General features: G+C 36.0%; 25 protein-coding genes, 1 tRNA gene and 1 pseudogene. 23 read left to right on the top strand and 4 right to left on the bottom strand.

The window, feature by feature from the left end; genetic code table 11:
* Positions 1–333: 333 nt before the first annotated feature.
* The 8 genes and pseudogenes from HUB95_RS06205 (at position 334) to HUB95_RS03910 (ending at position 6890) form a co-directional block, all read left to right on the top strand.
* Complete coding sequence (locus tag HUB95_RS06205; protein ID WP_244662730.1) at positions 334–1110, top strand: hypothetical protein; 777 nt, start codon at positions 334–336, stop codon at positions 1108–1110.
* A 12-nt stretch (positions 1111–1122) separates the two neighbouring features.
* Positions 1123–1530, top strand: coding sequence for a hypothetical protein (locus HUB95_RS06200; protein ID WP_244662729.1), 408 nt, complete (start codon positions 1123–1125; stop codon positions 1528–1530).
* Between the two features lie 32 nt (positions 1531–1562).
* Positions 1563–2212 (top strand): annotated as a pseudogene (locus HUB95_RS06195) (baseplate megatron protein TIM-barrel domain-containing protein); the annotation flags it as partial.
* Between the two features lie 3 nt (positions 2213–2215).
* The gene (locus HUB95_RS06190; RefSeq protein ID WP_410543624.1) at positions 2216–3658 is read left to right on the top strand and encodes a phage tail protein; all 1443 of its coding nucleotides are present in this window, start codon (positions 2216–2218) and stop codon (positions 3656–3658) included.
* A gap of 57 nt (positions 3659–3715) precedes the next feature.
* Entirely contained in the window at positions 3716–4582 is an 867-nt protein-coding gene (locus HUB95_RS03930; RefSeq protein ID WP_015589080.1) for a hypothetical protein, read from the top strand.
* Between the two features lie 185 nt (positions 4583–4767).
* Positions 4768–5931 carry a multidrug effflux MFS transporter gene (locus HUB95_RS03925; RefSeq protein WP_006279533.1) on the top strand — a complete coding sequence of 388 codons (1164 nt, stop codon included), beginning with the start codon at positions 4768–4770 and terminating at the stop codon, positions 5929–5931.
* Positions 5932–6117: 186 nt separating this feature from the next.
* On the top strand, positions 6118–6744 hold the full coding sequence (locus HUB95_RS03915; RefSeq protein WP_338062226.1) for an ankyrin repeat domain-containing protein: 627 nt from the start codon (positions 6118–6120) through the stop codon (positions 6742–6744).
* Positions 6741–6890 carry a hypothetical protein gene (locus HUB95_RS03910; protein WP_209452324.1) on the top strand — a complete coding sequence of 50 codons (150 nt, stop codon included), beginning with the start codon at positions 6741–6743 and terminating at the stop codon, positions 6888–6890. Before HUB95_RS03915 ends, HUB95_RS03910 begins: the two co-directional genes overlap by 4 nt.
* Before the next feature lie 55 nt (positions 6891–6945).
* Here HUB95_RS03910 and HUB95_RS03905 read toward each other — a convergent pair whose 3' ends face one another.
* Complete coding sequence (locus HUB95_RS03905) at positions 6946–7200, bottom strand: hypothetical protein (RefSeq protein WP_167482804.1); 255 nt, start codon at positions 7198–7200, stop codon at positions 6946–6948.
* Positions 7201–7217: 17 nt separating this feature from the next.
* Positions 7218–9212: a transketolase gene (gene tkt, locus HUB95_RS03900; RefSeq protein ID WP_209452323.1), complete on the bottom strand. Its 1995-nt coding sequence runs from the start codon at positions 9210–9212 to the stop codon at positions 7218–7220.
* Between the two features lie 113 nt (positions 9213–9325).
* Between tkt and rpsD the strand changes: the two genes are divergently transcribed.
* The 8 genes from rpsD (at position 9326) to HUB95_RS03860 (ending at position 14146) form a co-directional block, all read left to right on the top strand.
* Entirely contained in the window at positions 9326–9940 is a 615-nt protein-coding gene (gene rpsD, locus HUB95_RS03895) for a 30S ribosomal protein S4 (protein ID WP_010962555.1), read from the top strand.
* 9 nt (positions 9941–9949) lie between these two features.
* Positions 9950–10036: transfer RNA gene (locus tag HUB95_RS03890), tRNA-Leu, on the top strand.
* 30 nt (positions 10037–10066) lie between these two features.
* The gene (iscX, locus tag HUB95_RS03885) at positions 10067–10267 is read left to right on the top strand and encodes a Fe-S cluster assembly protein IscX (RefSeq protein WP_007552114.1); all 201 of its coding nucleotides are present in this window, start codon (positions 10067–10069) and stop codon (positions 10265–10267) included.
* 447 nt (positions 10268–10714) lie between these two features.
* Entirely contained in the window at positions 10715–11056 is a 342-nt protein-coding gene (locus tag HUB95_RS03880; RefSeq protein ID WP_010082513.1) for a DUF721 domain-containing protein, read from the top strand.
* 37 nt (positions 11057–11093) lie between these two features.
* Complete coding sequence (rpmB, locus tag HUB95_RS03875; RefSeq protein ID WP_006279619.1) at positions 11094–11408, top strand: 50S ribosomal protein L28; 315 nt, start codon at positions 11094–11096, stop codon at positions 11406–11408.
* Positions 11401–12264, top strand: a complete 864-nt coding sequence (gene lipA / locus HUB95_RS03870) for a lipoyl synthase (protein WP_015589076.1) — start codon at positions 11401–11403, stop codon at positions 12262–12264. Before rpmB ends, lipA begins: the two co-directional genes overlap by 8 nt.
* 53 nt (positions 12265–12317) lie before the next feature.
* Entirely contained in the window at positions 12318–13034 is a 717-nt protein-coding gene (gene ubiE, locus HUB95_RS03865) for a bifunctional demethylmenaquinone methyltransferase/2-methoxy-6-polyprenyl-1,4-benzoquinol methylase UbiE (RefSeq protein ID WP_010962557.1), read from the top strand.
* The gene (locus tag HUB95_RS03860) at positions 13031–14146 is read left to right on the top strand and encodes an FtsW/RodA/SpoVE family cell cycle protein (protein WP_015589075.1); all 1116 of its coding nucleotides are present in this window, start codon (positions 13031–13033) and stop codon (positions 14144–14146) included. The genes ubiE and HUB95_RS03860 overlap by 4 nt, the downstream gene beginning before the upstream one ends.
* A gap of 194 nt (positions 14147–14340) precedes the next feature.
* On the opposite strand, the gene HUB95_RS03855 is transcribed toward HUB95_RS03860, so the two are convergent.
* Positions 14341–15204, bottom strand: a complete 864-nt coding sequence (locus HUB95_RS03855) for an Rpn family recombination-promoting nuclease/putative transposase (RefSeq protein WP_197907192.1) — start codon at positions 15202–15204, stop codon at positions 14341–14343.
* Between the two features lie 888 nt (positions 15205–16092).
* Between HUB95_RS03855 and HUB95_RS03850 the strand changes: the two genes are divergently transcribed.
* Entirely contained in the window at positions 16093–17802 is a 1710-nt protein-coding gene (locus HUB95_RS03850) for an ABC transporter ATP-binding protein (RefSeq protein ID WP_015589073.1), read from the top strand.
* A gap of 226 nt (positions 17803–18028) precedes the next feature.
* On the top strand, positions 18029–19510 hold the full coding sequence (locus HUB95_RS03845; RefSeq protein ID WP_209452322.1) for a hypothetical protein: 1482 nt from the start codon (positions 18029–18031) through the stop codon (positions 19508–19510).
* 330 nt (positions 19511–19840) lie between these two features.
* On the opposite strand, the gene HUB95_RS06370 is transcribed toward HUB95_RS03845, so the two are convergent.
* Positions 19841–19966 (bottom strand): hypothetical protein, encoded by a 126-nt coding sequence (locus HUB95_RS06370; RefSeq protein ID WP_007549126.1) that lies wholly within the window; start codon positions 19964–19966, stop codon positions 19841–19843.
* 444 nt (positions 19967–20410) lie between these two features.
* On the opposite strand from HUB95_RS06370, the gene HUB95_RS06365 reads away from it, so the two are divergent.
* The 5 genes from HUB95_RS06365 to argS all read left to right on the top strand — a co-directional run bounded on the left by HUB95_RS06365 (position 20411) and on the right by argS (position 24737).
* Complete coding sequence (locus tag HUB95_RS06365; RefSeq protein WP_256433071.1) at positions 20411–20545, top strand: hypothetical protein; 135 nt, start codon at positions 20411–20413, stop codon at positions 20543–20545.
* 33 nt (positions 20546–20578) lie between these two features.
* Positions 20579–21907, top strand: coding sequence for an IS4-like element ISWosp9 family transposase (locus HUB95_RS03840; protein WP_197907300.1), 1329 nt, complete (start codon positions 20579–20581; stop codon positions 21905–21907).
* A 5-nt stretch (positions 21908–21912) separates the two neighbouring features.
* On the top strand, positions 21913–22425 hold the full coding sequence (locus tag HUB95_RS03835) for a hypothetical protein (protein ID WP_209452321.1): 513 nt from the start codon (positions 21913–21915) through the stop codon (positions 22423–22425).
* Positions 22426–22511: 86 nt separating this feature from the next.
* Positions 22512–22937 carry a hypothetical protein gene (locus HUB95_RS03830; RefSeq protein WP_197907162.1) on the top strand — a complete coding sequence of 142 codons (426 nt, stop codon included), beginning with the start codon at positions 22512–22514 and terminating at the stop codon, positions 22935–22937.
* 93 nt (positions 22938–23030) lie between these two features.
* Positions 23031–24737: an arginine--tRNA ligase gene (argS, locus tag HUB95_RS03825; RefSeq protein WP_015589069.1), complete on the top strand. Its 1707-nt coding sequence runs from the start codon at positions 23031–23033 to the stop codon at positions 24735–24737.
* The last annotated feature ends 42 nt before the right edge of the window (positions 24738–24779 follow it).

Raw genomic sequence — 24779 nt, 5'->3', positions numbered from 1 at the left:
ATAGCTACACCATGTGCTTTTCTTAATTACAAACTTCAACTATTCATTGTAAATTATTGAATTTCCTACTATTTAGTAGCAAATTGTCATCCAAGTGGCTGTAAAACGACAAATTCGTCATTCCGCTGCTTGTTAGCGGCTAAGAGATACCGCGAATGAATCGCGGTATGACGGTTAAGTACCCTGCTACGTGTTAGCAGGATCTAGAGATACCGTGACGGTATGACGGTTCGCGGCGGCATAACGATAAGCTCGTCATCCCGCTGCTTGTTAGCGGCGCGGCGGCATGACGTAGAGCCTACATTAACTATAGAAACAAAAAGGAGGATTACCATGTCTACAATAATTTTATCATCAATTTTTGGTCAAGCAGGCAGCATTTTTGGGCCAATTGGCCGGATTATCGGCTCAGAACTTGGTGCTCTTCTTGGTGCACAGCTAGATGGGGCAATGTTCGGCCTTGAAGCCGAGCAAAAAGTAACGCATGGGGCAAGGCTAAAAAATCTGCAAGTTCAAACCTCAACCTACGGCAGAACGATCCCAATTATCTATGGCACTGCTCGTGTTGCAGGGAATATTATTTGGGCACAGCCAATAAAAGAAGAGGCGATAACCACCAAAAGTAAAATTGGAAGAGGTATGAACGTTACATATAATTACTATGCAACGCTTGCAATTGCGATCTGCAAGGGGAAAGTAGAAAAATTAAACAGAATCTGGGCAGATACAACATCACTTAGCTTTGATGAAATAGATTATACTTTTTACAGCGGCAGAGAAGACCAAAATCCTGATCCATTTATGTCATCAATTGAAGGAGAGGGGAATGTGCCGGCTTATAGGGGAATATCTTACATAGTCATCAAGAATTTTCCTTTAGCAGACTATAATAATCATGTTCCGGTATTTACGTTTGAAGTGCAAACTGCAGTAAAGTCAAATGAATTTTCAGTAGCAAAAAATATTCGGAATATCAATATCATACCAGGTTCAGGTGAGTTTGTATATGATACAAAAATACAGAAGAAAATCGCGCAAGAGAAAATAAGCAGCAACCAATATATCCCATATGGGCTGGCGCAAAGGGTAAATCACAACAACCACACTTAAAAGAGCGATGCAATGCTTTCTTTGGATCAATTAAAAGAAGATTTGCCAAATGTTGAGTTGGTGTCGGTGGTAGTCAATTGGTTTGTGAATAATCTGAACATTAAAGATTGTAAAATATACCCTGCAGTTGAATTTCAAGATGATTCCGCGATATTACCTGATGATTGGCAAGTAGGGGGTGTAACCAGAGATAATGCTCAGCTAATTTCAAAAGATGCGAGTGGAAACCCAAGGTATGGTGGCACAGTTAGTGATGCAGCGTTAACTAGATATATAGAAGAGCTGCACAGCAGAGGTTATAAGGTGATGCTCTATCCAATGCCATTACTTGATACAAAGAACAAAGAGTGGCGAGGAAGATTGAGTGGGGCTCCTGAAGATATAAGTGATTTTTTAAGAATCAGTACAACAAATTTATAGAGCATTATGCAAGCATTGCCAAACAAACTAAAGTGGAAGGGTTTATCATTGGTTCTGAATTTGCGCAACTTACCAAAATCAGGGATGAACAAGGGAATTACCCTGCCGTTATAGAGCTGGTCAAGCTTGCAAAGCGAATAAAACTTAATCTTGGAAAAGAAGTAACAGTTACCTACGCTGCAGATTGGAGCGAATACCATTCATATGATGGTTGGTATAATATGGATGAACTGTGGTCTTCAGAGTACATCGACGTTGTTGGCATAGATGCTTATTTTCCACTGACTGATGGTCCAGAGCCTCCTTTTGGCTATTCTGCGGAAGATGTAATGGGTGGTTGGAGCAGTGGAGTGGGGTATGATTATTTCTATGATTACTCAAAGAGTGAGTCTGAAAAAGTAAAGTATAACGACAGCAGGTATGCGTGGAAAAATATAGAGAAATGGTGGAGTGAAACTCACATAAACCCCGGTGGTAGTAAAACAAAATGGCAACCAAAAATGAAAAAATATGGTTTACTGAATATGGATTTCCCAGTATGAACGGCTGCACTAATGAGCCAAATGTGTTTGTTGACAAAGGCAGCATAGAGAGCAAATATCCACGATATTCAAACGGAGAGGTGAGCTTTCTTTCGCAAAAAATTGCAATTGAAGGAACGCTAAAAAAGTGGCAAAGTTCAGAAATGGTAGAAAAAATGTTTCTCTGGGCATGGGATGCAAGGCCATTTCCTTATTTCCCCAATTTGTGTGATATGTGGACTGACTGCCATAATTGGCAGACAGGACATTGGATTCAGGGAAAGCTTTCACAGCTTAATATTTCCGATGTTTTATCGGATCTGTTACAAAAAACAGGTTTAAAAAGCGATCAGTTCGATGCAAGCAACGTCAAAGGGTTATTGTCTGGGTATGTGATAAACGAACAGCAATCGGTACGTTCAATTATTAAAATGCTGCAAAGTTGCTATTTTTTTGATGTGGTTGAACAGGACTCTAAACTGAAATTTGTCCAAAAGGGCAGGGGAGTTGCGACTGGAATACCAATTGGTGAAATGGTTTTCAGTAACAATTCAAAACTTGCTAATATCAGTCAATTAGATTTAAACAATAAAGTTAACGTCGTTTATTTTAATCGCAATTTTGGCTATCCAATTGATGTTAAATATGCTGAGTTGCCAAAGCAAGGCGCTGCTATAACAGTTGAAATACCGCTCATTATGGAGGAGGGAGAGGCGCAAAATATAGCTGAGGTTTTACTTTATTCTTCGTGGCAAGAGAGAAATATATACAATTTCAAGCTGCCGATAAAATATGCGTGGCTTGTGCCAAGTGATGTAATAACGATTTTAGACGGTAAGAAAAAGCATACGGTGAGAATTATAAAAACAAAATTCGAAAGCATGTCCATTCAAGTAATTGGCGTTGGTTATGATCACTCTATATATAAGCTTTCTTTTCCTTCAACAAGGTCACTTATGCTGAAGGAATACCCTCCCTCTCACATTAGCAAAACCATCGTAAAAATGATAGATTTACCGGATATTAAAGGTAATAGTGCAAGCTTTACTTTAATTAGTGAGGAAAAGAATTGGAAGGGAGCAACACTCTTTATTTCGTACAACGATAAGGATTATAAGCCTATTGCAAGCACAAACAAGCAGTCTACTTACGGATATGTAATGGAATCTACCGACGAGGGGCTTATAGTAGTGCTACGTTTTGGTATATTGAGTTCTTCATATAACCATTATTTAAGTGATGGTGTCATCCCAGCGCTTGACTATATTTCTCCTGGATCCCAGTGTCTGGGCACTGGGATGACGGAAGAGGGTTTTACAAGCACTAACGTTAGTACTATAAATGTAAGCAATTTAGCACTGGTTGGAAAAGAGGTGATAAAGTTCCAGAGTGCTGAACTAATAGATAAAAATAAATATAAGCTTAGCAACCTAATTAGAGGGCAAGAAGGCACCAAAGAGTATCAGCACACCACAGGTGAAAAATTTGTTCTACTTGATGATTCAATAATATCTTTTGAAGTGCAACCAGGAAAACGACTTTTCCTTAAAGCAGTGACTTATGGTGATTCATTGGATAATACGGAAGCGAAGGTCTTGAGTAATTGAAATTTAATAAAGTAAGTGCTAAAATTAATATACAGGTATTAATGGTAGAGATATAACATGTCAAAGGAAATGGTCAATGCGTTGAAAGCTGAAGTGAAGAAGCTCAAATATGCTGATTTCAAAGCTAACACTTGGGACGAAGTAATTTCTGGTGAGGGAACATATAAGGATCTTAATAGAACACACGGCCTTGCTATTAACGGACAAAAAATAACTAACGAATTTATTAACAATCTGTATTCAAACCATAAAAATCTAATTCTACGGGATGAAAACGGAAAAGGGAATTATCGTCCATTTCTCAGACAAATTTTTACAGAAATGTTTAAACACGTTGGTGCAACAATTCCCAATAACTCTATTATTGAGGAGTTAATAAATAACTATTATCAGGGCGGATATACTCATTTTCTTCCTAATGATATGAATCAAGCTCTTGGATCTTTTCATTTGTCAACGCAAGGCAACTGTATGACAAGAGAGTATATTATGGATTGTCGTGAACCCAATTGTATAAAGCTTAGTTTTAGCATGAAATATACAAAAATGCTTAACTATGATGATTGTACATATATCGAAACACCAGGTTTTTGCAGTTCAGCGGAGTTTAAGCTGAAATGTAAGGATGAAAATGTGACGTATGAAGACGGTAAGGTATTGCTTACCATTCCTAAAGAGTTAGAGGACTATAAAGCTGGTGATGACGGTTTGTTTGATAAGCTTACTTATATTATAAATAAGCTTATTGAGTATTTCAAAAAACTTTGTGAGAAATTGGGCTTTGAGTTTGATACAAGAATAGAGTACGATCCTGAGCGTAATATAAAAATAGAGCATAATCTTGGTGAACCACTAAAGGTAGTAAGTGAGGCAAATGCATCTTCTGTTGAAGACTTAAAGCTTAAAGTGAATAATCAAAGATAAGGTATTGAAATTCAGGCTTTTCATGATTTTAGCTTAAGATTTCAGTGTCCGCTACTCGAATGACATCGTTTACTATGTAACATTGTACTTATACTAATGAAAAAAATACATTATAATTAAGTATATTTAATCCAGTAAATCATTAAGTGAAAACAGCTCTTCCGCAAAATATCATCTCTCTTATTATGATATTGTCTGTAGCAATTGTCGATATGGCAACTGACCTATACTCAGTTGCACTACCAAGCATTGCCAATTATTTTAAAGTAGAAGGCAGTGTAGTGCAGCTTACAATTAGCTTGAATCTAGTTGGATTTGCAGTATCTGGCTTAATTTATGGTCCATTATCGGACCATTATGGTAGGCGTCCAATGATGCTGATTGGTATGACAATTTTTACTTTGGCAAGTGTCATGTGTTATATAGCCGACAGTATTGCGCTCTTGATACTAATTCGCTTCATACAAGGAACAGGGGCTGGTGTTGCAGGTGTTGTTGGGTATGCAGCAATAAGGGATATGTACTCGGGTAGTGAATACTCGAGAGTCATTTCAAAATTAAATATGGTTGTGGCACTCTCACCTGGAATAGCTCCAGTGGTGGGCAGTTATATAATTTCACATGGGTATAGTTGGAAATTTTTGTTTTTTATTATATCACTTGCAGCAATTGCTATACTTATTTTTATCTACTTTAAGTTACAAGAAACACTCACTGTAAATAAAAATGAAACCAGTATAACTAACATAACTACTAATATCTGCAAGCAATATATATCAATATTTAGAAATTATCGTTTCCTTGGGTTTTCAGCCATTCATGGATTAACTTTCATGTGGCTTTGGGCATACATTGCTAACTACCCTTTCATATTTGAATCGATGGGCATTGAAGTACAGTATTTTGGCTACCTCATATCGATCATAGTCATATTTTACATAATTGGAACTTTAATTAATAGAAGGTATGTACCAAAAGTAGGGGTTAGCAAAATGCTAATAATAGGTTTGGTGTTACCGATAATATCCGATAGTTTATTGGTATATTTTTATTTCGCGGACAAGTTAAATATATTAATTCTTCAAACTGTTTGGATTCCAGCCAATATCGGACTTGCATTAATAATAAGCAATAACGTAACTTCTGCTTTAGAAACGATCAAAGGTATAGGGCTTGGTAGTGCAGTTCTCTCATTCTGCAATATGATGTTTGGGGCTATTGGAATATATATAGTAGGAAAATTTTTTCGCTATGGTATTTTACCAAATTTACTATTAACAATAGCATGCTCTACAATTGCAATTCTTATGTACAGCCAGCTCAAATGTACTGAAAAACACAGGGAATAACCATTATTTGCGTGATCCAGAGCTCATGGGTTATTAATGACTTTATCATGATAATATAATTTTACAGGGGGTGAGAGCTCATAGATTATTAACGGCTTTATCATAACAATATAGTTTTACAAAGAGGTGTAGGATGAGTAGTTCACAAAGTAGAGATAATTTTTTAAGGCTGTTGAAAGAGGTGATATTGATGCAGTAACCCGTCTAATAAGTGAAGGAGCAGATGTTAAGGTAGAAAATGATAAAGGAGAGACTCCTTTACATATTGCTGCTGTATGGGGCCATAAAGAGGTAGTAGAAGCCCTACTGCAAGTAAAAGGAATCGATATTAATGCAAAAGATCAAGGTGGAAAGACTCCTTTACACTTTGCTGCTGAAAGTGGTTATCAGCAGGTGGTGCAAGCTCTATTGGATAAAGGGGCAGATGTTAATATAAAAGATAAAAATGAAAAAACTCCCTTAAATTTAGCCACTGATAAAGAAATACAAGCTCTATTAAGGAATGCAAAAAACCCTGGCGACGGTTCTAAGCCATCGACGGACAATGAAGAAAATTCAGAGGAAGATGCTGGTACACGAGAGAAAGAAAAACAAGAAGGTGATGCTCAATCAGGATCAGACATTACAAAGCAAGAAGCTGATAAAACTGTAAATTCGGGGAGTGGAACACCACAAACACAACAGGGGACCACCAGTGCAGGACAAGGAACTGATGTACAAGACAACGGTGTAAATTATGTTGCTTCCACAGAACCTGCACAAACAGAAGAACAGCCGAGCTCTTTTTTGGTAGTTTGTTTAGTATACTTATGAAGCCTTTTTCATTAGTTGCATCATTTTTTGGTGGGTTTTTTTCATGGTTGTTTGGGTCTGATGAGCCAACACAATCATCATCTGAATTTGATCAACCAGTTGTATTAGAATCACCAAGTAGTTCAGAAGGCAATGACATAATATAGCCAGAGGTTTACTAGATTCCAGCGTCACGCGCTGGAATGACATGGTGGTATGTATTCAAGTAGCTGACACTGGTTCCTTTATGACGGCAGTGCCCAGAGGTGTCATCCCAGTGCCCAGACACTGGGATCCAGGAAACTTAATTGCAAGTAATGCATTGGGTTTGGTGAGTATGGGTTTTGCGTTATAGAATGAAGCACTTTTGGTGAATTTGTAAAGAAAACTAGATGCCAGTGTCAAGTGCTGGAATGACATCATCTTGGATGGAAATAACGTCACGCGCTGGAATGACAAAGAAGAGTGGGCTTTCATATGGTTATGCAAGAAGTCTACTGAATGTAAACCAGTTTCTCACACACACATTTTACCACATGATCAGCGTTGATATTAAAATGCTCATAAAGTGTTTTATAAGGTGCTGATTCTCCGAAGCTTTTCATGCCAATAAATATACCGTTTGAACCTATGTATTTATGCCAACCCATTTCACTTCCGGCTTCAATTGCAACTTTAATGCTGTCATTATTTAATATTGCCGCTTTATATTCATCGCTTTGCTCGTCAAAAAGCCTCCAGCATGGCATAGAAACAATCCTTGTACCTATACCCTTTTCCTGCAATTTCTCCCTTGTTTCAACTGCAATTTCAACCTCGGACCCCGTAGCAAATATCGTCACTTTTAATTCTTTTGAACATTCACACAAAATATATGCACCAAACTTCGATAAATTAGCAGATTGATCGATATCAGAGTAGAACTTGCGCATGTAACTTACGTTTTGCCTTGAGAGCGCAAACAGTGCTGGAGATTCTTTCTTTTCGAGTGCAATGCTAACACAATCCAGAGTTTCAACTGCATCGGCTGGCCTAAAAACATATAGATTTGGTATAGCACGCAAAGAGGCTAAATGCTCTATTGGCTGATGAGTTGGGCCATCTTCTCCCACTCCAATTGAGTCGTGAGTCATGACATACATAACCTGCTGCTTCATCAGAGCTGAAAGACGTATAGCAGGACGACAATAGTCGGAAAATACCAAAAAAGTGCCGCCATAAGGAAGAATCGCGCCGTGAAGTGCCATACCATTCATACATGCTGCCATAGCGTGCTCTCTCACTCCATAGTGGACATAAGAGCCACTATAATTATTGCTATTTATTACCTGCATGTGCTTATATTTAGTGCAATTTGACCAGGTAAGATCAGCAGAACCGCCGATTAATTCCGGCATATGTTGTGTTAAAAGTTCCATTACCCTACCAAAAGAAGATCGAGTAGCTTCGTTTGGCATTAGCTCACATATTTGTTTCTTCAGGTCAGCTAAAACACCAGCGATATTATCCGGCAAACGCTTATCAAGTCTTCTTTTTAGTTCTTCATTTTTTTCTCTGGATTCCAGTGTCACGCACTGGAATGACAATGAATTGTAATTTTGTTTTGCTCTCTCAACAGTTTTCTTCCAGGCATTTTTCACATCTTCTGGTACATGGAATGGTTCATAATTCCAGTTTAATTTCTCTCTCATCTGTTTGATGTCTTCCTCCGAAAAAGCACCACTGTGAGCAGAGGATGTGCCAGCACGGCTTGAAAATTTTCCGATAATGGTTTTGCAGCAGATCATTGTAGGTTTATCAGACTTTTTTGCTTGCTCTATTGCAAAGGATATGGCATCAAAATCATGGCCATCAATTTTGTCAACATTCCATCCATACGCTAAGAAGCGTTTCTCTACATCGTCAGAACAGGAAAGGCAAGTAGCGCCATCTATAGAAATATCATTATCATCAAAAAGAGCTATAAGCTTATTCAATTTAAGATGCCGATGCCCAGCAAGTGATGCTGCTTCATGGCTTATTCCTTCCATAAGACAGCCATCCCCTAGCATCACGTAAGTGTAGTGATTGATTCTAAACTGCTTTTCAAGTATCGATTCAGCAAGTGCCATGCCAACAGCAGCGGCAAACCCCTGCCCTAAAGGGCCTGTTGTTGCCTCTACTCCGGAAGTCAAGCCAAACTCTGGATGACCTGGGGTCTTGGATCCCATTTGCCTGAAGTTCTTTAGCTCATCTATGCTAATATAACCTGTCAAATATAATATTGAATATAGTAACATTGACCCATGACCGTTTGATAAAACAAAGCGATCTCTATTGAACCATTTAGAATCATCAGGATTATGATTCAGATATTTAGCAAACAAAACAGTTGCAACATCTGCCATGCCAAGTGGCATACCTGGGTGTCCAGAGTTTGCTTTTTGTACTGCATCAATTGATAAAAAACGGATGGCGTTTGCCATAGATTCCAAATGTGAATGATTCATGTGTTAATAGAAAAACTTAAAAATGAAGTATAAAAGATTATATCAGCAAAAACAAGTTGACACTGAGTGCTAAAATCCTTAATAATCTAAAGTTAAATCGTGAGAGTTTTTATATGACAACTGTTATCACTAGAAAGTATAGGATTAGCCGTAGACTTGGTGTAAATTTATGGGGTAGAGCTAAAGACCCAGTAAACAAAAGGAAATACCCTCCAGGTCAACATGGTATTCTTGGATTCAAGAAGTTATCCGACTTTGGTAAGCAGTTTGCTGCGCATAAGAAATTTAAGTTTTACTATGCGATTTCAAGTAAGCAGCTCAGACGTACATTTTTAGATGCTTATAACAGAAAGGGTTATACGGCTGATAATTTTATCGGTATCTTAGAATCGAGATTAAGTTCTGTTTTATACCACTCTGGTCTTGTTCCAACAATTTACTCAGCAAAGCAGCTCATATCTCACAAGCACGTTACAGTTAATGATAAGGTGGTTAACATATCGAGTTATCGAGTGAAGCCAGGTGATATAATAAAAATAAGAGAAAGGGCAGCAAAAATCCCTGTAGTAGTAGAGGCTGAACAAAAACAAGAGCGCAAGGCTCCGGATTATTTAGAAGCAGATAGTAAAGAGCATTCAGTGAAGTATTTGAGGTCACCTCAATATTCTGAGGTTCCTTATTCAGCAGACATGGAAGTCAATTTAGTAGTAGAGTTTTACTCTAGATAGATAAAAAAAGCCCGTGTGGCGGAATCGGTAGACGCAGCGGACTTAAAATCCGTGGGTTTTGCGACCTTGGGAGTTCAAGTCTCCCCATGGGCACCAATTTAACTTAGCAGATAAATACAAAAAAGTATGAAATGGCTTGATATAGAAGATATTGTGGAAGCTCTGGAGGAAAAATTTCCAAATGAGAATATAATTAGTATCAGATTCACTGAGCTTAAAAAAAAGGTCTTGAGTTTAGAGGAATTTGATGATGATGAAAAACGCTGTAACGAGAAAATACTCGAAGCCATTCAGGCAGCTTGGATTGAGGAAAGATTAACCGCATAGCAATAAACCATACGCAAACGTGATTTCTATTACAATTTGCATATGGATTATGCTATTTTTTGGATCTAGCCTGGCAAGTTAATAATAATTTAACTAATTACAATTAAAACAGCTATAAGGTTAATTATGAGGCAAAGATGACAGCACAAAATTTGGTAAATGGAACGATCTTGACAAGTGCTACGTTGAGATAAGTTTTGCATAAAAATACTGCTTTTACGGTGTGAGACTAGAGGTTTGTAAAGCAGTTAGAAGGTTGTCATCTAAGTAGCGTGACCAGAGCTAGATTCCGCGAACACGCCGCGGAATGACGACTATGCAATATGCGTTGCGGAGTGACGATTATGGTCATACCGTCACGGTATCTCACAAACATGTAGCAGTAATGACAAAATCTCAAGTTATATGTATACTTTTATATTATCTACCTACTAAAAAAACAGAAAAATGCTCAAACGTAGCGGTCCAAAAAAATTAAAGTCTATAATAGAAAACTATGCATTAAAATGCATGAAAAATAAAATTAGCAAAAATGAAATACGTCTTATTTTAAACTGGCGAAATATAGTAGGGAAAGAAATAGCAGAGTGTACAAAACCGAAAAAGATCTCATATGCACAGAATATAAATTCGGGTGTGTTGCATCTGGTAGTAACAAATGGCAGCAAAGCATTGGAAATTCAGCATATGATTTCTCTTATAATAGAAAAAATTACGATATTTTTTGGCTATAAAGCAGTATATGGTATAAAAATTAAGCAAGAGAGTATTGACTATTTGACTATATAAGGTAATCTAAGTACATAGAATAATTTGGTATATTGAAGTGAGTAGAGTTTGTGAATTAACAAATAGAAAAAAATCTTTTGGTAATAAGGTATCACATTCAAATCGTAAAACAAAGCGTACCTTTCTTTTAAATTTACATAAGGTTACGTTGACAAGTGATATATTGAATAAAAAGTTTAGATTTCGTGTGGCAACAAGAACTTTGAGAACTATAGATTACAAAGGTGATTTAGATGCTTTTTTGCTCAACACAAGAACGATTAAACTAAGTGAGAAAGCGCAGAAGATAAAAAGAAGGTTGAAAAAAGTTTTAGTAAAGCAAGAGGTAGAGTTAGCAGTTTCAGATGCATAGCAAACCTCAATGGCTCAGAGCAAAAGCTCCGACCGGTGAAGTGTTCAATGAGACCTTAAACATCGTTAAACTGCATAACTTGCATACAGTGTGCGAAGAGGCTGCATGTCCAAACATTGGTGAATGTTGGAATAAACGTCATGCTACTGTGATGATTCTTGGTTCTGTTTGCACTCGTGCTTGTGCATTTTGCAACGTTGCAACTGGCATTCCTGATAAACTAGATCCTCATGAACCAGAAAATTTAGCAAAAGCAATAAAAAAGTTAAACTTAAAGCATGTTGTTATTACTTCCGTTGATCGTGATGATTTACCAGATGGTGGCGCAAATCAGTTTATACAGTGCATAGAAGAAATTAGAAAGATAACTTCAGAAACAACAATAGAGATTTTAACTCCTGATTTTTTAAATAAGAAAGGAGCATTTGAAGCAATCGCTGTTGCATCACCTGATGTCTATAACCACAATATTGAAACAGTGCCGAGATTGTATGCAAAAATAAGACCACGAGCTCGCTATTTTCATTCACTATATTTACTGAAGATGGTAAAGCAGATTAATTCTAAAGTTTTCACAAAGTCAGGGCTTATGGTTGGTCTTGGAGAAACAAAAGAGGAAATACTTCAGGTTATGGACGATTTGCGCAGTGCTGAGGTTGATTTTATTACAATTGGTCAATATCTACAACCAACTCCAAAACATGCAAAACTTGATAGGTATGTTACCCCAGAGGAATTTGAGCATTATAAATATATCGCTTACTCCAAAGGGTTCCTAGTGGTTGCATCAAGCCCACTAACTCGGTCATCATACCACGCTGAAGAAGATTTTAACAGGCTCAAGGCCTGTCGTTGACATTTGTGTTAATTCAAATTAATTTTTACTAATTATAAAGGAGTTTTTACGTAATGTCTACTATAAAAATCGAGAAGAAATCACAATTAGTTAAAGAGGTATTCGATTCCGTGGCAAGTCGCTACGACACCATGAATGATATAATGAGCCTCGGAATGCACAGATTATGGAAAGATAAGATGGTAAATAGTGTGCATTTTACAAAAAACTCTAAGGTTTTAGATGTTGCTGGAGGAACTGGAGATATAGCAATAAGAGTAGTAAGAAAAGAGCCAAGTGCTAAGGTTACAGTATGCGATATAAATCAAAACATGCTAAACAGAGGACGTGATAAAGCTATAAATTCAAACCAAATTAATTTTGATTGGGTATGTGCAAGTGCAGAAAGTTTACCATTTGAAGACTCCGAATTTGATTATTGCACAATAGCTTTTGGCATTCGAAACGTTTCTGACCGCAAGAAGGCTTTAAATGAGGCGCACAGGGTATTAAAACCACATGGAAAATTTATCTGCTTAGAATTTGCCCCTATGCACTATCAAAATGAGATATTTACCAAACTTTATGACTTATATTCATTTAAAGTAATTCCTAAAATTGGCAGCATAGTTGCTAAAGACAAGAGTTCTTATGAATATTTAGTGAGGAGCATTAGAGAGTTTCCAACTCAGGCTGATTTTAAAATGGAAATTGAAGAGGTAGGCTTTAAGAATGTTGAGTTTCATAATATGAGCTATGGAATAGTGGCATTACACATTGGAACAAAATGAATATTAAACTCTGGTATAGAACGCTGGATTACTATCTCATCCTTCCAGTGTTTTTTTTGCTCACTATAAGCTTCATTCTTGTTTATTCAGCAAGCCCTGTAATTGCGCAGCGTCTTTCTTTACCACAAGATTATTTTATACGGCGTCACACAATTTATATAGTCCTGTCACTAATTACCTTGGTGACATTTTCTTTTCTCAACACAAGAACTATACTTAACCTCTCGTTCGCAGGTTTCATTTTATTTACTATTCTAGTAGCAATTGCGATAATACTTGGTATAGAGGTAAAAGGTGCGAAACGATGGTTACATATTGTCAAAATTTCAGTTCAACCATCTGAGTTTGTAAGGCCATTTTTTTCTGTTGTTATAGCTAGTATCTTGGCCAGCGAAATGAAGTTTAAAATACACATATCAATCATAATATTTCTGTTAGTTTTTGTGTTGTTACTTTTGCAACCTGATTTCAGTATGTCTATGCTTTTAACATATTCTTTTATTGGTCAAATGTTTATTGCATGTATACCATTTTTATACTTTCTATGCATAATAGGAATGGCCACAACTGGAACTACAATAGCTTACTTATGCCTCCCACATATAAAGCAAAGGATTTACAATTTTGTCTTTTTTACGCAGCGCGATAACTTTCAAGTCACAAAATCATTAGAAGCATTCAAAAGAGGTCAATTAACTGGGGTTGGACCTGGTGAAGGTAGCGTAAAAGCCTCTCTTCCTGATTGTCATACAGATTTTGTGTTTTCTGTTTTAGCAGAAGAATTTGGTTTGATTACGTGCTTAGCCACATTGATGTTATTTGGCATCATTTCCGCCCGTTTGCTTTACGTTGCATATAGGGAAAATGAATTATTTAATCTGTTAGTGATTCTCGGTATCTCAATGCAATTCATCACACAATTCATAATAAACATAGGGGTAACATTGAGTGTTTTTCCAACCACCGGCATAACCCTGCCGTTACTTAGCTATGGTGGTTCTTCTCTTTTATCTTCGAGCATCGCACTTGGCATAATGCTGTCTTTTAGTAGAAATCAAGCTATTGCATTAAAGTTTCGTGAGCGTATTATGCTTGGAAGGTATATGGACTAAACTTGTACCGCTCACAACTATTATTGGTATCCCTCCAAAATGGGTATCTGTTCAGATGAGTGGCAAGAGATATTATGAAATCTGAAAGAGTTATGTGGAAATTTTTCAGAAAATATTCCACTGACATGCTGAACAACAAATACATCACTATGTCGTTTATCGCAAAAACTTATATTTTTCGTAACCATTCACACTTAATTCTGCAATTCTTTGATCTCACTCATAGAAAGACCAGTAGTTTGAGCTATAATATTAAAAGAAACACCTGCTTTAAGTAGATTCTTTGCGACTTCAATTTCCCTCTCTTTTCTACCTTCCTCTTTAGCAAGATCAAGTCTGTATTCAAGAATGGCTTCTTCTTTGCGCAGATCCATTATTCTTTCTTCATAAGCTATTAGATCTTTTTCATTCCAGTGAAACTTATCTAATTCATCATATGCTAGCTTTATTATTGGTGATTTTTCAGCAATTTTTCTGAGATCTTCGTCCGTTGTTTCATCTGCATATTTGAAAAAAAATAGCCAACGGTCTACTACACTTTCTAGTTGTTCTTCTCTACTCTTAGGAAATTTTGGCAGCTCTATGAAGATAAATTGAAAATCTTTTAAGTCATGCTCATTGGTTTTCTCATCTCTTATGGTATGGCTAGATATATAGTCAAGCTTATCAGGGAATAAGGTACAATTTGAAATCGCGATAAAGAAAATCTTCTTTAAATCAACGTATTTATCAGATTTATCAGCTTGTCTTGAGTAAGCCTTAGCAGCATAAAGTTGTGCACGTTTTTCAAAGCCTTTATCACGAGTGAGCTGCATCTCAATTATATACCTGTTCCCACTAGAATCCCTGCAAAGAACATCAACAATGCTTTGTTTATCAGAAGCAATTTCAGGGTCCATAATGGTGCTTAAGAATTCTACTTCTTGTATAGTGTTGACTTCAGTACATCCTAAAATATCGTTCAAAAAATGAATAAGAATATTCTTATTTCTCTCAGTACCAAATATTTTTTTAAATGTTAGGTCCAATTTTGGATCGAGAAATTTAGAAAGAGCCATAGTAAAAATACTGAGAAAAGATTAATAATTATACACTATTATTAACAACTATTCAACCATATTTTTAAGTATAGCTATACCGCTGCGGCGCTAACACGTAGCGGTATGACGAGCTTATCGTCATACCACCGCAAACCGTCATACCGCGATTCATTCACGGTATTTCTAGATCCCGCTAACACGTAGCGGAATGACGAATTACTATCTACACTGTCATACCGCGATTCATTCGCGGTATCTCAGCCGCTAACAAGAGATCCCGCTAACACGTAGCGGGATGACGATTGTCGTTTAGCTATAAATATTAAGGAATTTACCAAACGAAAAAAAGGCAAAAGAAACCCTAGTCATTGTCTATTTTCAGTATTGGCGTTTTTTAAGTCTTAAACACTGCAATTTAGCTGCTTTTAATTGCAACTAACCTACGCTGCAAATGTTTAAGAAATTTACTAAGCAGAAAAAAAGACAAAGAATCCCCGAGTTAGCTAGTCTTTTACTATCTCTGTCGAGTATTGGCATTTTTTGATGTCTTGTAACGCTTTATAAGCGCGTTCAGCTTATTTAGATAAAAATCTAGATGTAGATGAAGTTTTGTAAAGACATACAGTATCTATATACTGCAAAAAATTGAACATAAGACGCCAATACATTAAGTAATCCTTACCTTTTAATCTGCAGATTGGCGAAAGCAAATACAATAGCTTCAGTTTCATGATAAGAGGGCTGGCGGAGTTTGTCAAGCAAGTTTTTTGTTTCTGCGAGCTACTACCCTTTCTTGGTGGACTAAAATCACAACAGCTGCAGAACCTAAATTGCTTCATACTACACCTTTTCCCTTTCCCCTGAAACTAGAATCTATATACTTAACTTTAGAAACTTTAAAATAAGATGCGATCTAATATTAGGCAGTTATTTTACTATATAAAGCCTAATCTATCTTATTTCATCATAGCTTTTATTGCAGTTTTATTTTCAGCCTTAATGATCCTCCTCTTTGGCAGAGGCTTAAGCAATATAATTGATTCTGGCACAGAGCACGATTTTACTACCAAACTATTAGTTGCAATACTTATAGTTTTAGCCATTTCTCTCACTGCATTTACTCGGTTATATTTCATTGGCATTGGCAGCGAGAAAGTTATCGCAAGAATCAGATATGACTTATATAGCAGTATCACTAACTTGCAACCAAGTTTCTTTGAGAACACAGGCGTACAAGATGTTATTTCAGCGTTAGTTACTGATACCTCTGTGCTGCAATCAATAATAAACAGCAGCTTACTAACCATATTACGAAATTTTGTGATTCTGATTGGTAGTGTTGCTATGTTATTGTATACAAATATACAACTAACTGCGTATGCAGCTGCAATAATACCTATACTACTCATTATCATGACCTCACTTGGAAAAAAAGTGCGTAGCTATGCACGCTTTGCCCAGGATAAATTAAGTGAGCTTGCGTCATTTAGTGAGGAAAATTTTAGATCTATAGTGACTATCAAATCGTTTGTACTCGAGGAAAACGAAAAAATCCGTTTTAAGGAACATTTAAACTCAGTATCAAAATCATACGTAAAATTAGTACTCTTGCGTGCTATTTTAGTAACTCTAGTTATCACGTGTGTGATAGGTTCACTAGTTGTTTTGCTCTTTTTTGGTATTAAAGAAGTCTTAAGCAATAATATAACTATTGGAAAACTCTCCTCATTTGTGTTTTATTCAGCGCTCGCAGCAGGAGCTATAAATAATTTGAGCGATAATATCAGTGATTTACAACGAGGTCTTGGAATAGTAGAGCGTTTATTTGAATTTAAAAATATGAAAAGCTCTATAGCAGATCCCGATGATCCTATAAAAATTTGTAGTGTTCAAAAGGGAATTTCGTTTAATGGCGTAACATTTTTTTATGAATCTCAGTCTGATAAGCCAGCGTTAAATAACGTATCATTTTCTATAGAGGCAGGTCAAGCAGTATCAATTGTTGGACCATCTGGCAGTGGTAAAAGCACCATTTTAAAGCTTCTGCTCCGTTTTCATGATCCAAACAAAGGTAGCATTACTATCGATGGGCACAATATTAAGTCAATTGCGCTAAATGACCTCAGATCGTTGTTTGGCTTAGTGCCACAAGATCACATGATATTTTCTTGCTCAATAATGGAAAATATACTATATGGCAAACCAGGTGCCGAATATGAGGAAGTGAAGCAAGCAGCCATCAGCGCTTATGCGATGGAATTTATTGATAAGCTGCCTGATAAATTTGATACATTTGTAGGAAAAAGAGGATTAAAACTTTCTGAAGGACAAAAACAACGTATTGTAATAGCAAGGGCCATACTCAACAATCCTCAGGTTTTAATACTGGATGAAGCAACCTCTGCCCTTGATTACAAAAGTGAGAACCTCGTGCAAAAAGCCTTGAGCAAGTTAATGCAAAACAGAACAACAATCGTAATTACACACAGGCTATCAACCGCACTCAAGACTGACAAGATTATAGTAATTAATCATGGAAAAGTAGAAGAAGTAGGAACTCATGACTCTCTAATAAGTAAAGACGGGCTGTATGCAAAACTGGCGAAGATACAGTAGGCATGAAATATTGTGTAAATTAAAAGAGAATTTAAGCTATATCGTTGTTGATTTAATGAGTATGCTAGATTTAAAATTAAAATTATTAATTTTTTAATTTTATTATTTTATAATGGTTCCATAGTTATCCGGAAATTTCGTGACCTGTGGTTTCTTTCATTCATGTTATATTCATAGCTTGTTCTATCTTAATGTAATTCCAATTTTAACTGTATAGGAGGTCTCTATGTTAAAACATAACTATAGTGATAAAATCAATAATCGCTATTCATATACTAACAAATTTTCTTATAGTGATGAGGGTGTAGATGAGACGATCAAGGATAAAATCACAACTGAAGATCAGGTAGTAACTGATGATAAGGTAGTAACTGAGGATCAGGTTACGGGTCTAAGAGATCAGATCGAAAAAGAGAAAAAGGATGATGAATTTACCAGAGAAACACTTGAAGAGTGCAAAGACAGGGCTAAGAAGGCAGAAGATGGTGCTAAAAAGGCAGTAAAACAAGCACATGGTGAAGCTAAAGAAGCAAAAGAGCAGTTTGCGAAATGTGAAAAAGATGCTGAGAGGATAAAAGATGATGCTAAACAGGCAATAGAACGTGCAAAAGATGATGCTAAAGCAAAAGCCGATTTAGCAATAAAACAAGCTCAAGATGAGATTGAAAAAGTGAAAGCAGAAGCTAAACAGGCAAAAGCAGACGCTGGAAAAGCAAAAGAGGAGGCTGAAGGGATAAAAGAAGCATTTGTACAGTGTGAAAAGAAAGTTGAGAAAGCCAAAGAAGAAGTTGTAAAGTGTAAAATTGGAATGGCAAAGGCAGAGGTTGAGTGGTATAAAAAAGAAGCTGAAGAATGCAAAAAAGAGAAAGGAATTGGTACAGGCAAACCTGATACTGGTGAAAAAGGAGATGAAACTGGTACAAACAAACCTGATACTGATGAGAAAGAAGATGAAACTGGAAAAGCAAGTGTCATTACATCTCAAGAAATAACCTTAGATTGTTCCCAAGCTGAAAATTGTGGAGCATATGCTTCTTGGTATACAGCTTATAATAAGATAGGTCATCAAGGTTTTAATACATCTGATTTACTAAAGGAATTGTATCCTGAGATGTATAGTAATCCTAAAATTGCGACATATATAGAAAAGGGAATAGAGGGTTATTACGGTGTAGTAAATTTTAAATTTGCCTTTACAGAGCTTTTTGATTCAGCACACTATTTTAGTAATATGTCATGTAAAAAATGTATGGATAATCCACAAGAGATAGCCTGTCAAGACGATGAAATTAAGAGTTTCTGTTACCCTGCCGGTTATCATAATAATAAAGAATACAACAAAAGCTTTTTTATGAGAGAATCATGTCCTGATCTCATTAGAGAGTCCGATCGAACAATTGTTGCGAAAGCAAAACAAATTGCACCATTGATACTTGTTAACACATTAGGACAAATGATAGATAAAGAGGGCAATAACACTCAGATATTGTATAGTTCATTAAAGCCTTATCTAAAGGCTAATGGCAAAATAAAGGACTGTGGAGTTGACAAAAAGTGTGAAGATTTTGCTAAAATTATGAAGAAAGTTGCATGGGACAGTGATAAGGAAGTACTATTAAAAACTGTTTTTGATAGTACGGAAAAAACAAATCCTTACTATTATGATAATGAGGATAGTCTTGTTTCTGTTGATACTAATTTTATATAAGACTGAATGCTTTCTGGGCTTTTCAGCCCAGATGGCATTTTTGCAGAAAAATAGAGTGAGTAACCAGGATCGAACTGGCGACATTCAGCACTACAAACTAACGCTCTGCCAACTGAGCTACGGTTGCCAATAGGAACTCACAACTCTCTAATAAGTGAAGACGGGATGTATGCAAAACTGGCGAAGATACAGTGGAGTTGAAAAAAAATTTAAATCATACCGTTAGTTGATATGCTAGATTTATAATTTAAATTATTAAATTTTTAATTATTTTAATTTATAATAATCTCATAGTATTTTTTAAAGGATCATTATGGTTTATAATTATAGTCATTTACCAAAACTACCATGTACGGCTTTTAATTCGCCAGCATCAGTTTCACCAACACCAGTATCGAACTGTGCACAAGCTTGTGCACCTGCATACGCACCTTGTGCTACTAATTCGTGCCACAATCATTTTAACTCATATCATAATTATTATGACACATGTCATAATCCTTGTGATGAATTTGGGTTTCTTTGTTAGAAGATTGTTTTTAAACAACTCATAAACGCACGTCTAGCTATACGTGCTTCCAAGAGCACATGGGTGTTATTCAACCCATGTGTTTCATGTTTTGCTTGAGAAGATAAGCAATTGTTATTCACAGTAACCATATATTACAATTTATTTCAGCAACACGACTAATTTGACTACTGACAGCTTCTTCTTGGAATCTTATCACATTATTCTACCATAGTAAAACTTTTAACTCTAATATCTGCTACATTAAAGTCGTATTTTGAAATGTACTGTAGGTTAAGGACTTTGTATATGCTAATTTTAGCCTTAAAATTATTAAATCATTAACTTTTTTATCCTATAATAATCTAATAGTTGCTTTTTAAAGGATTTTTATGACTTACAATTTTTCTTCGTATCCACGTATGGATTCATGTACTCCTGTGCGCACAGCTTGCATAACCATACGCGTCAAGTTAAGGAAAAGTGTAAGTAAAGTTGATAGAGTGAAGGAAAATAATAAAGTATAAATTCTCTTGGATATATGAATGAGAGAACTTACAATGGACAGAATAGCTTGCTTATCAAAAGACCTCAATGAATTCTTTAATGAAAAAGCAGACGAAATATCAATTGCAGTAGGTTTTATAAAAAGAAAGAGAAAACTTAATGGCTCATCATTCATAAAAGCTATGGTTTTTGGTAACATAGGAGTTGATGATTGCAGCATAGAAACAATGTGCCAATTGCTAAATGAAGACTCGATAGAAATTACAAAACAGGGTTTAGATTTTAGGTTTAGTGAAGAAGCAGTTGAGTTCATGAAAAAAATGTATAACGAAGCTTTGTGTTTATTTAAAAAAAGTCTACAGATTGATTGCAAAATTTTACAGCAATTTGGAAGCGTTAAATTATTGGATAGCAGCTACATTAGCCTGCCCAGTAGCATAGAAGATATGTACAAAGGATATGGCAGTAGCTATAGAGATTGTGAGAATAATACCAAATCAGGAATAAAGCTACAGTTAGTCTTTGATTACCTGAATCAAGCGCTAGATAAGTTAAATTTTATGGAAGGAATAAGGTCGGATCAAGGTTATAGGGATTATCTGAACGGTTTATCAGCCAATGATTTGCTAATATTTGACTTGGGCTACTTTGTGCCTAGTTCTTTTAAACAGATTGATGAAGCAGGTGCATATTTTGTTAGTCGTTATAAGTCTGATACCAATATATATGATATAGAAACAAATCAAAAAATAGAGCTATTGGAGTATTTGGAAGGTCAATTATCTTCAGAAAAAGAAGTATTATTAGGAAAGGAAGTAAAAATTAAGGTAAGAATTATATGTCAAAAGCTAACTGAAGAACAGTCTATGGCTAGAAGAAGAAAGGCTAATAAATTAGCAAAGTCACATGGATATACATCTTCTCAAAAGAATCAAAAGTTATTAGATTGGTCAATATTTATAACTAATGTTCCAGAGAGTAAAATTAATGCTGAACAAATATTGACGGTTTATAGAGTAAGATGGCAAATCGAATTACTATTTAAACTATATAAAAGTCATATCAATCTTGATAAACTAAAAGGAAAGACAAATCCATTTAGAGTATTGTGCGAGCTATACGCAAAATTATGTGCTATTCTCGTATTTCACGGAATGATTGGCTGTGTAAAACTAAAAAAGAACACGGAGCTCAGTTTAACAAAGGCATTTATTGAATTGAAAAGGCGGGTTAGAGAGCTCTTTTTGATATTAAACAATATTGTCAATAATTTAAAAATTTTTCTAAAAAAGCTTACTATAATCTGGTCAAAGTTTTCTTTGAAAGACAGATATAGGAAGACCAGGGTATCTACTTTAAGCTCTCTACATTCCTTAACTTGACGCGTATGGCTTGCATAACTGACCCACGGTACCATCATAACTTTGACCCACGTTGCCATAACCGCTTTGACTCGCGGCATGATGGACTCGATTTAAATATACCACCTTGTCCTGCTTGTCCTGATACTGTTTGCCCCCCTGCTCCTGCTTGCCCCCCTGCTCCTGCTTGTCCTGCTTGTCCCCCTTGTCCACAAGTTAAGCCTGAACCTGAATCTAAAACAATCGTTGATTTTTCAAAGCTTGCAATAACGGTCAACCCAATAACTGATGATATTCTTGATATTGAGACCAGAGAGCCAACAGGCTACAAGTTTAAAGAATGTGCAAAAACTATTCAAAATGCTAAAAACAACCTTCAGGTTATAGATGGTAAACTTGTGGGCAGTTGTGAAAACAATTCTGAATGTGATAAATGTGTAGAAGTAATAAACTCTTCTATATTAGATGCAAAAAGTGCTGAAGCCTTTTTTTCTACCCACAATATGTCAGTGTTAGAAGGCACTGTTCATATTATATAAAAGTAATACAGTGTGTACATTGTTAGTACACACTTCCATCTTATGGTTAATTTTTTAATAATTTTATTTACTAATGGAGATATTTTATGCCAACGAATACTTTTTCTTGTCCGAATCAAAAAAATGCAAATCATGTACGTATATTGCCACTTGATACGTGCTATGTCAGTGATATGTTGAAAATTAATTTGTTCACAAAGTTGGATGATTGTAAAGTCAATAAGGGTAAGTTGATTTATGATAAATGTGGTAAAGATCTTAAGTGTAAGATTGATGATAAGACTATGAATGAACTGAAAAAATGTTTTAAGTTTGAGATTGATGATAAGACTAAGAATGAACTGAAAGAAAATATTAAGAATGAACTAAAGAAAGAGAAAGAGCCTGATGATGTTAAAGAACCTGATGGTGTTAAAGAACCTGATGATGTTGAAGAGCCTGATGCTGGTAATGATGGTTACAGCGAAGGTATGGCTTTCTCTTACCATGGTTACGGCAACGACTTAATATAAACTCTGATCCAGGAAGATAAAATAGTTAAGATAAACCTTCAACTAGTCCCACTTATTCACTATACTGCTATAGATTTTATAGCAATATAGTGAATGAACATTTTTAAGCAGATTTCCTCTCTAATCTTTAGTAAATTGAATGAGTTGAAACAAAGGGGTGTTATAAGCACAAGTGCAGCAAACTTTATCATAGAGCCTCCAAGCAATAGAGTCCATGGAGACATTTACACAAATGTTGCTATGGTGCTTGCAAAGCATGAAAAGAAGAATCCCATTGAAATTGCAGAGGTTTTAGCCAAAGAATTTGAACTTTTTGATGAAGTTGCAAAAGTGGAAATAGCAGGCTCTGGTTTCATCAACATGCACTTAAAAATAGAAGTGTGGCATGGAATTTTAAAACAAATAAATGAGCTAAAAACAGAGTTTGGCACCCTAGATATAGGGAACAATCAGGCCATCAATGTTGAATTTGTATCTGCAAATCCAACTGGTCCACTGCATATTGGTCATGCAAGAGGGGCAGTATTTGGTGACGTTCTGGCAAATTTATTGAAAAAAGTTGGTTATAAAGTTACTAAGGAATACTATATTAATGATGCTGGAGCACAGATAGATACGCTAATTCGGTCAGTGTATTTGCGATATAAAGAAGCTCTGGGAGAAAAAATTAGTGTTGAAAAAGGTTTATACCCAGGTGAATATTTAAAACCGATAGGGGAGGGGCTGGCCAAAAAATATGGCGCAGAGCTTCTAGAAAAGCAAGATAATCAAGTGATTAGAGACTATACTTTAAGTTCTATCTTAGAAATTATAAAGGAAGACATGAACTTACTTGGAGTAAATCATGATGTTTTTACTTCAGAGTATGAGCTACAAAAAAGTGGCAAAATTGAAGAGAGTATAAAGATATTGTCTGACAAGGGTCTAGTGTATGAAGGGTACCTGGAGAAACCAAAAGGCAAAGAAAGCGAAAATTGGACTTCCAGAAAAGAGATGCTATTTCGCTCTACAAAATTTGGTGATGACGTTGACCGTGCATTGAAGAAAGAGGACGGCAGTTGGACTTATTTTGCCTCGGATATCGCTTACCATTTTGATAAGATATCGCGTGGTTTTAACAATATGATCGTAGAGCTTGGTAGTGACCACGGCGGTTATGTCAAAAGACTCAAAGCAGTCGTCTCTGCGCTCAGTGATGATCAAGCAAAAATAGAGGTAAAACTGCATAATATTGTGAATTTTTTCGAGAACGGCAAACCTGTTAAGATGTCCAAAAGATCAGGAAATTTCCTCACAGCAAGGGATGTAGTGGAAGAAGTTGGCAGGGACATAACTCGTTTTATAATGCTAACACGCAAGAATGATATGGTCTTGGACTTTGATTTTGCTAAAGTTAAAGAACAGTCAAAAGACAACCCTATTTTTTACGTGCAATATGCGCATGCTCGTGCTCATTCGTTAATGCGTAATGCTCCAAAAGAGCTCCCAACAGCAGATCCTTCACTTTTAAGGACAGGTGGAGAGCTCTTCCTCATAAAAACCTTAGCAAAGTGGCCAGATGTGGTAGAAATTGCAGCAAGGCTTTGTGAGCCACACAGAATTACTTTCTACTTACTTGAAGTTGCAGAAGCGTTTCACGTTTTATGGGGGTATGGCAAGAGTGATTTAAACATGCGTTTCATACTGGAAGACAACTTAAACCTCACCGCTGCAAGAATGTTTCTCGTGCAAGCCTTAGCGCACGTCATCGCTTCTGGACTTTCTATCTTCAATATAGAGCCTTTGGAAGAGATGAGTTGATTTTTTTATGCAAGATTGTTTTTTCAACGAATAGAGAAGTTG

It is taken from the genome of Wolbachia endosymbiont of Ceratosolen solmsi, assembly GCF_017869155.1.
GTDB lineage: Bacteria > Pseudomonadota > Alphaproteobacteria > Rickettsiales > Anaplasmataceae > Wolbachia > Wolbachia pipientis.
Note: the sequence above shows the minus strand (reverse complement) of the source record. Positions and strands in the feature narration are given on the sequence as shown.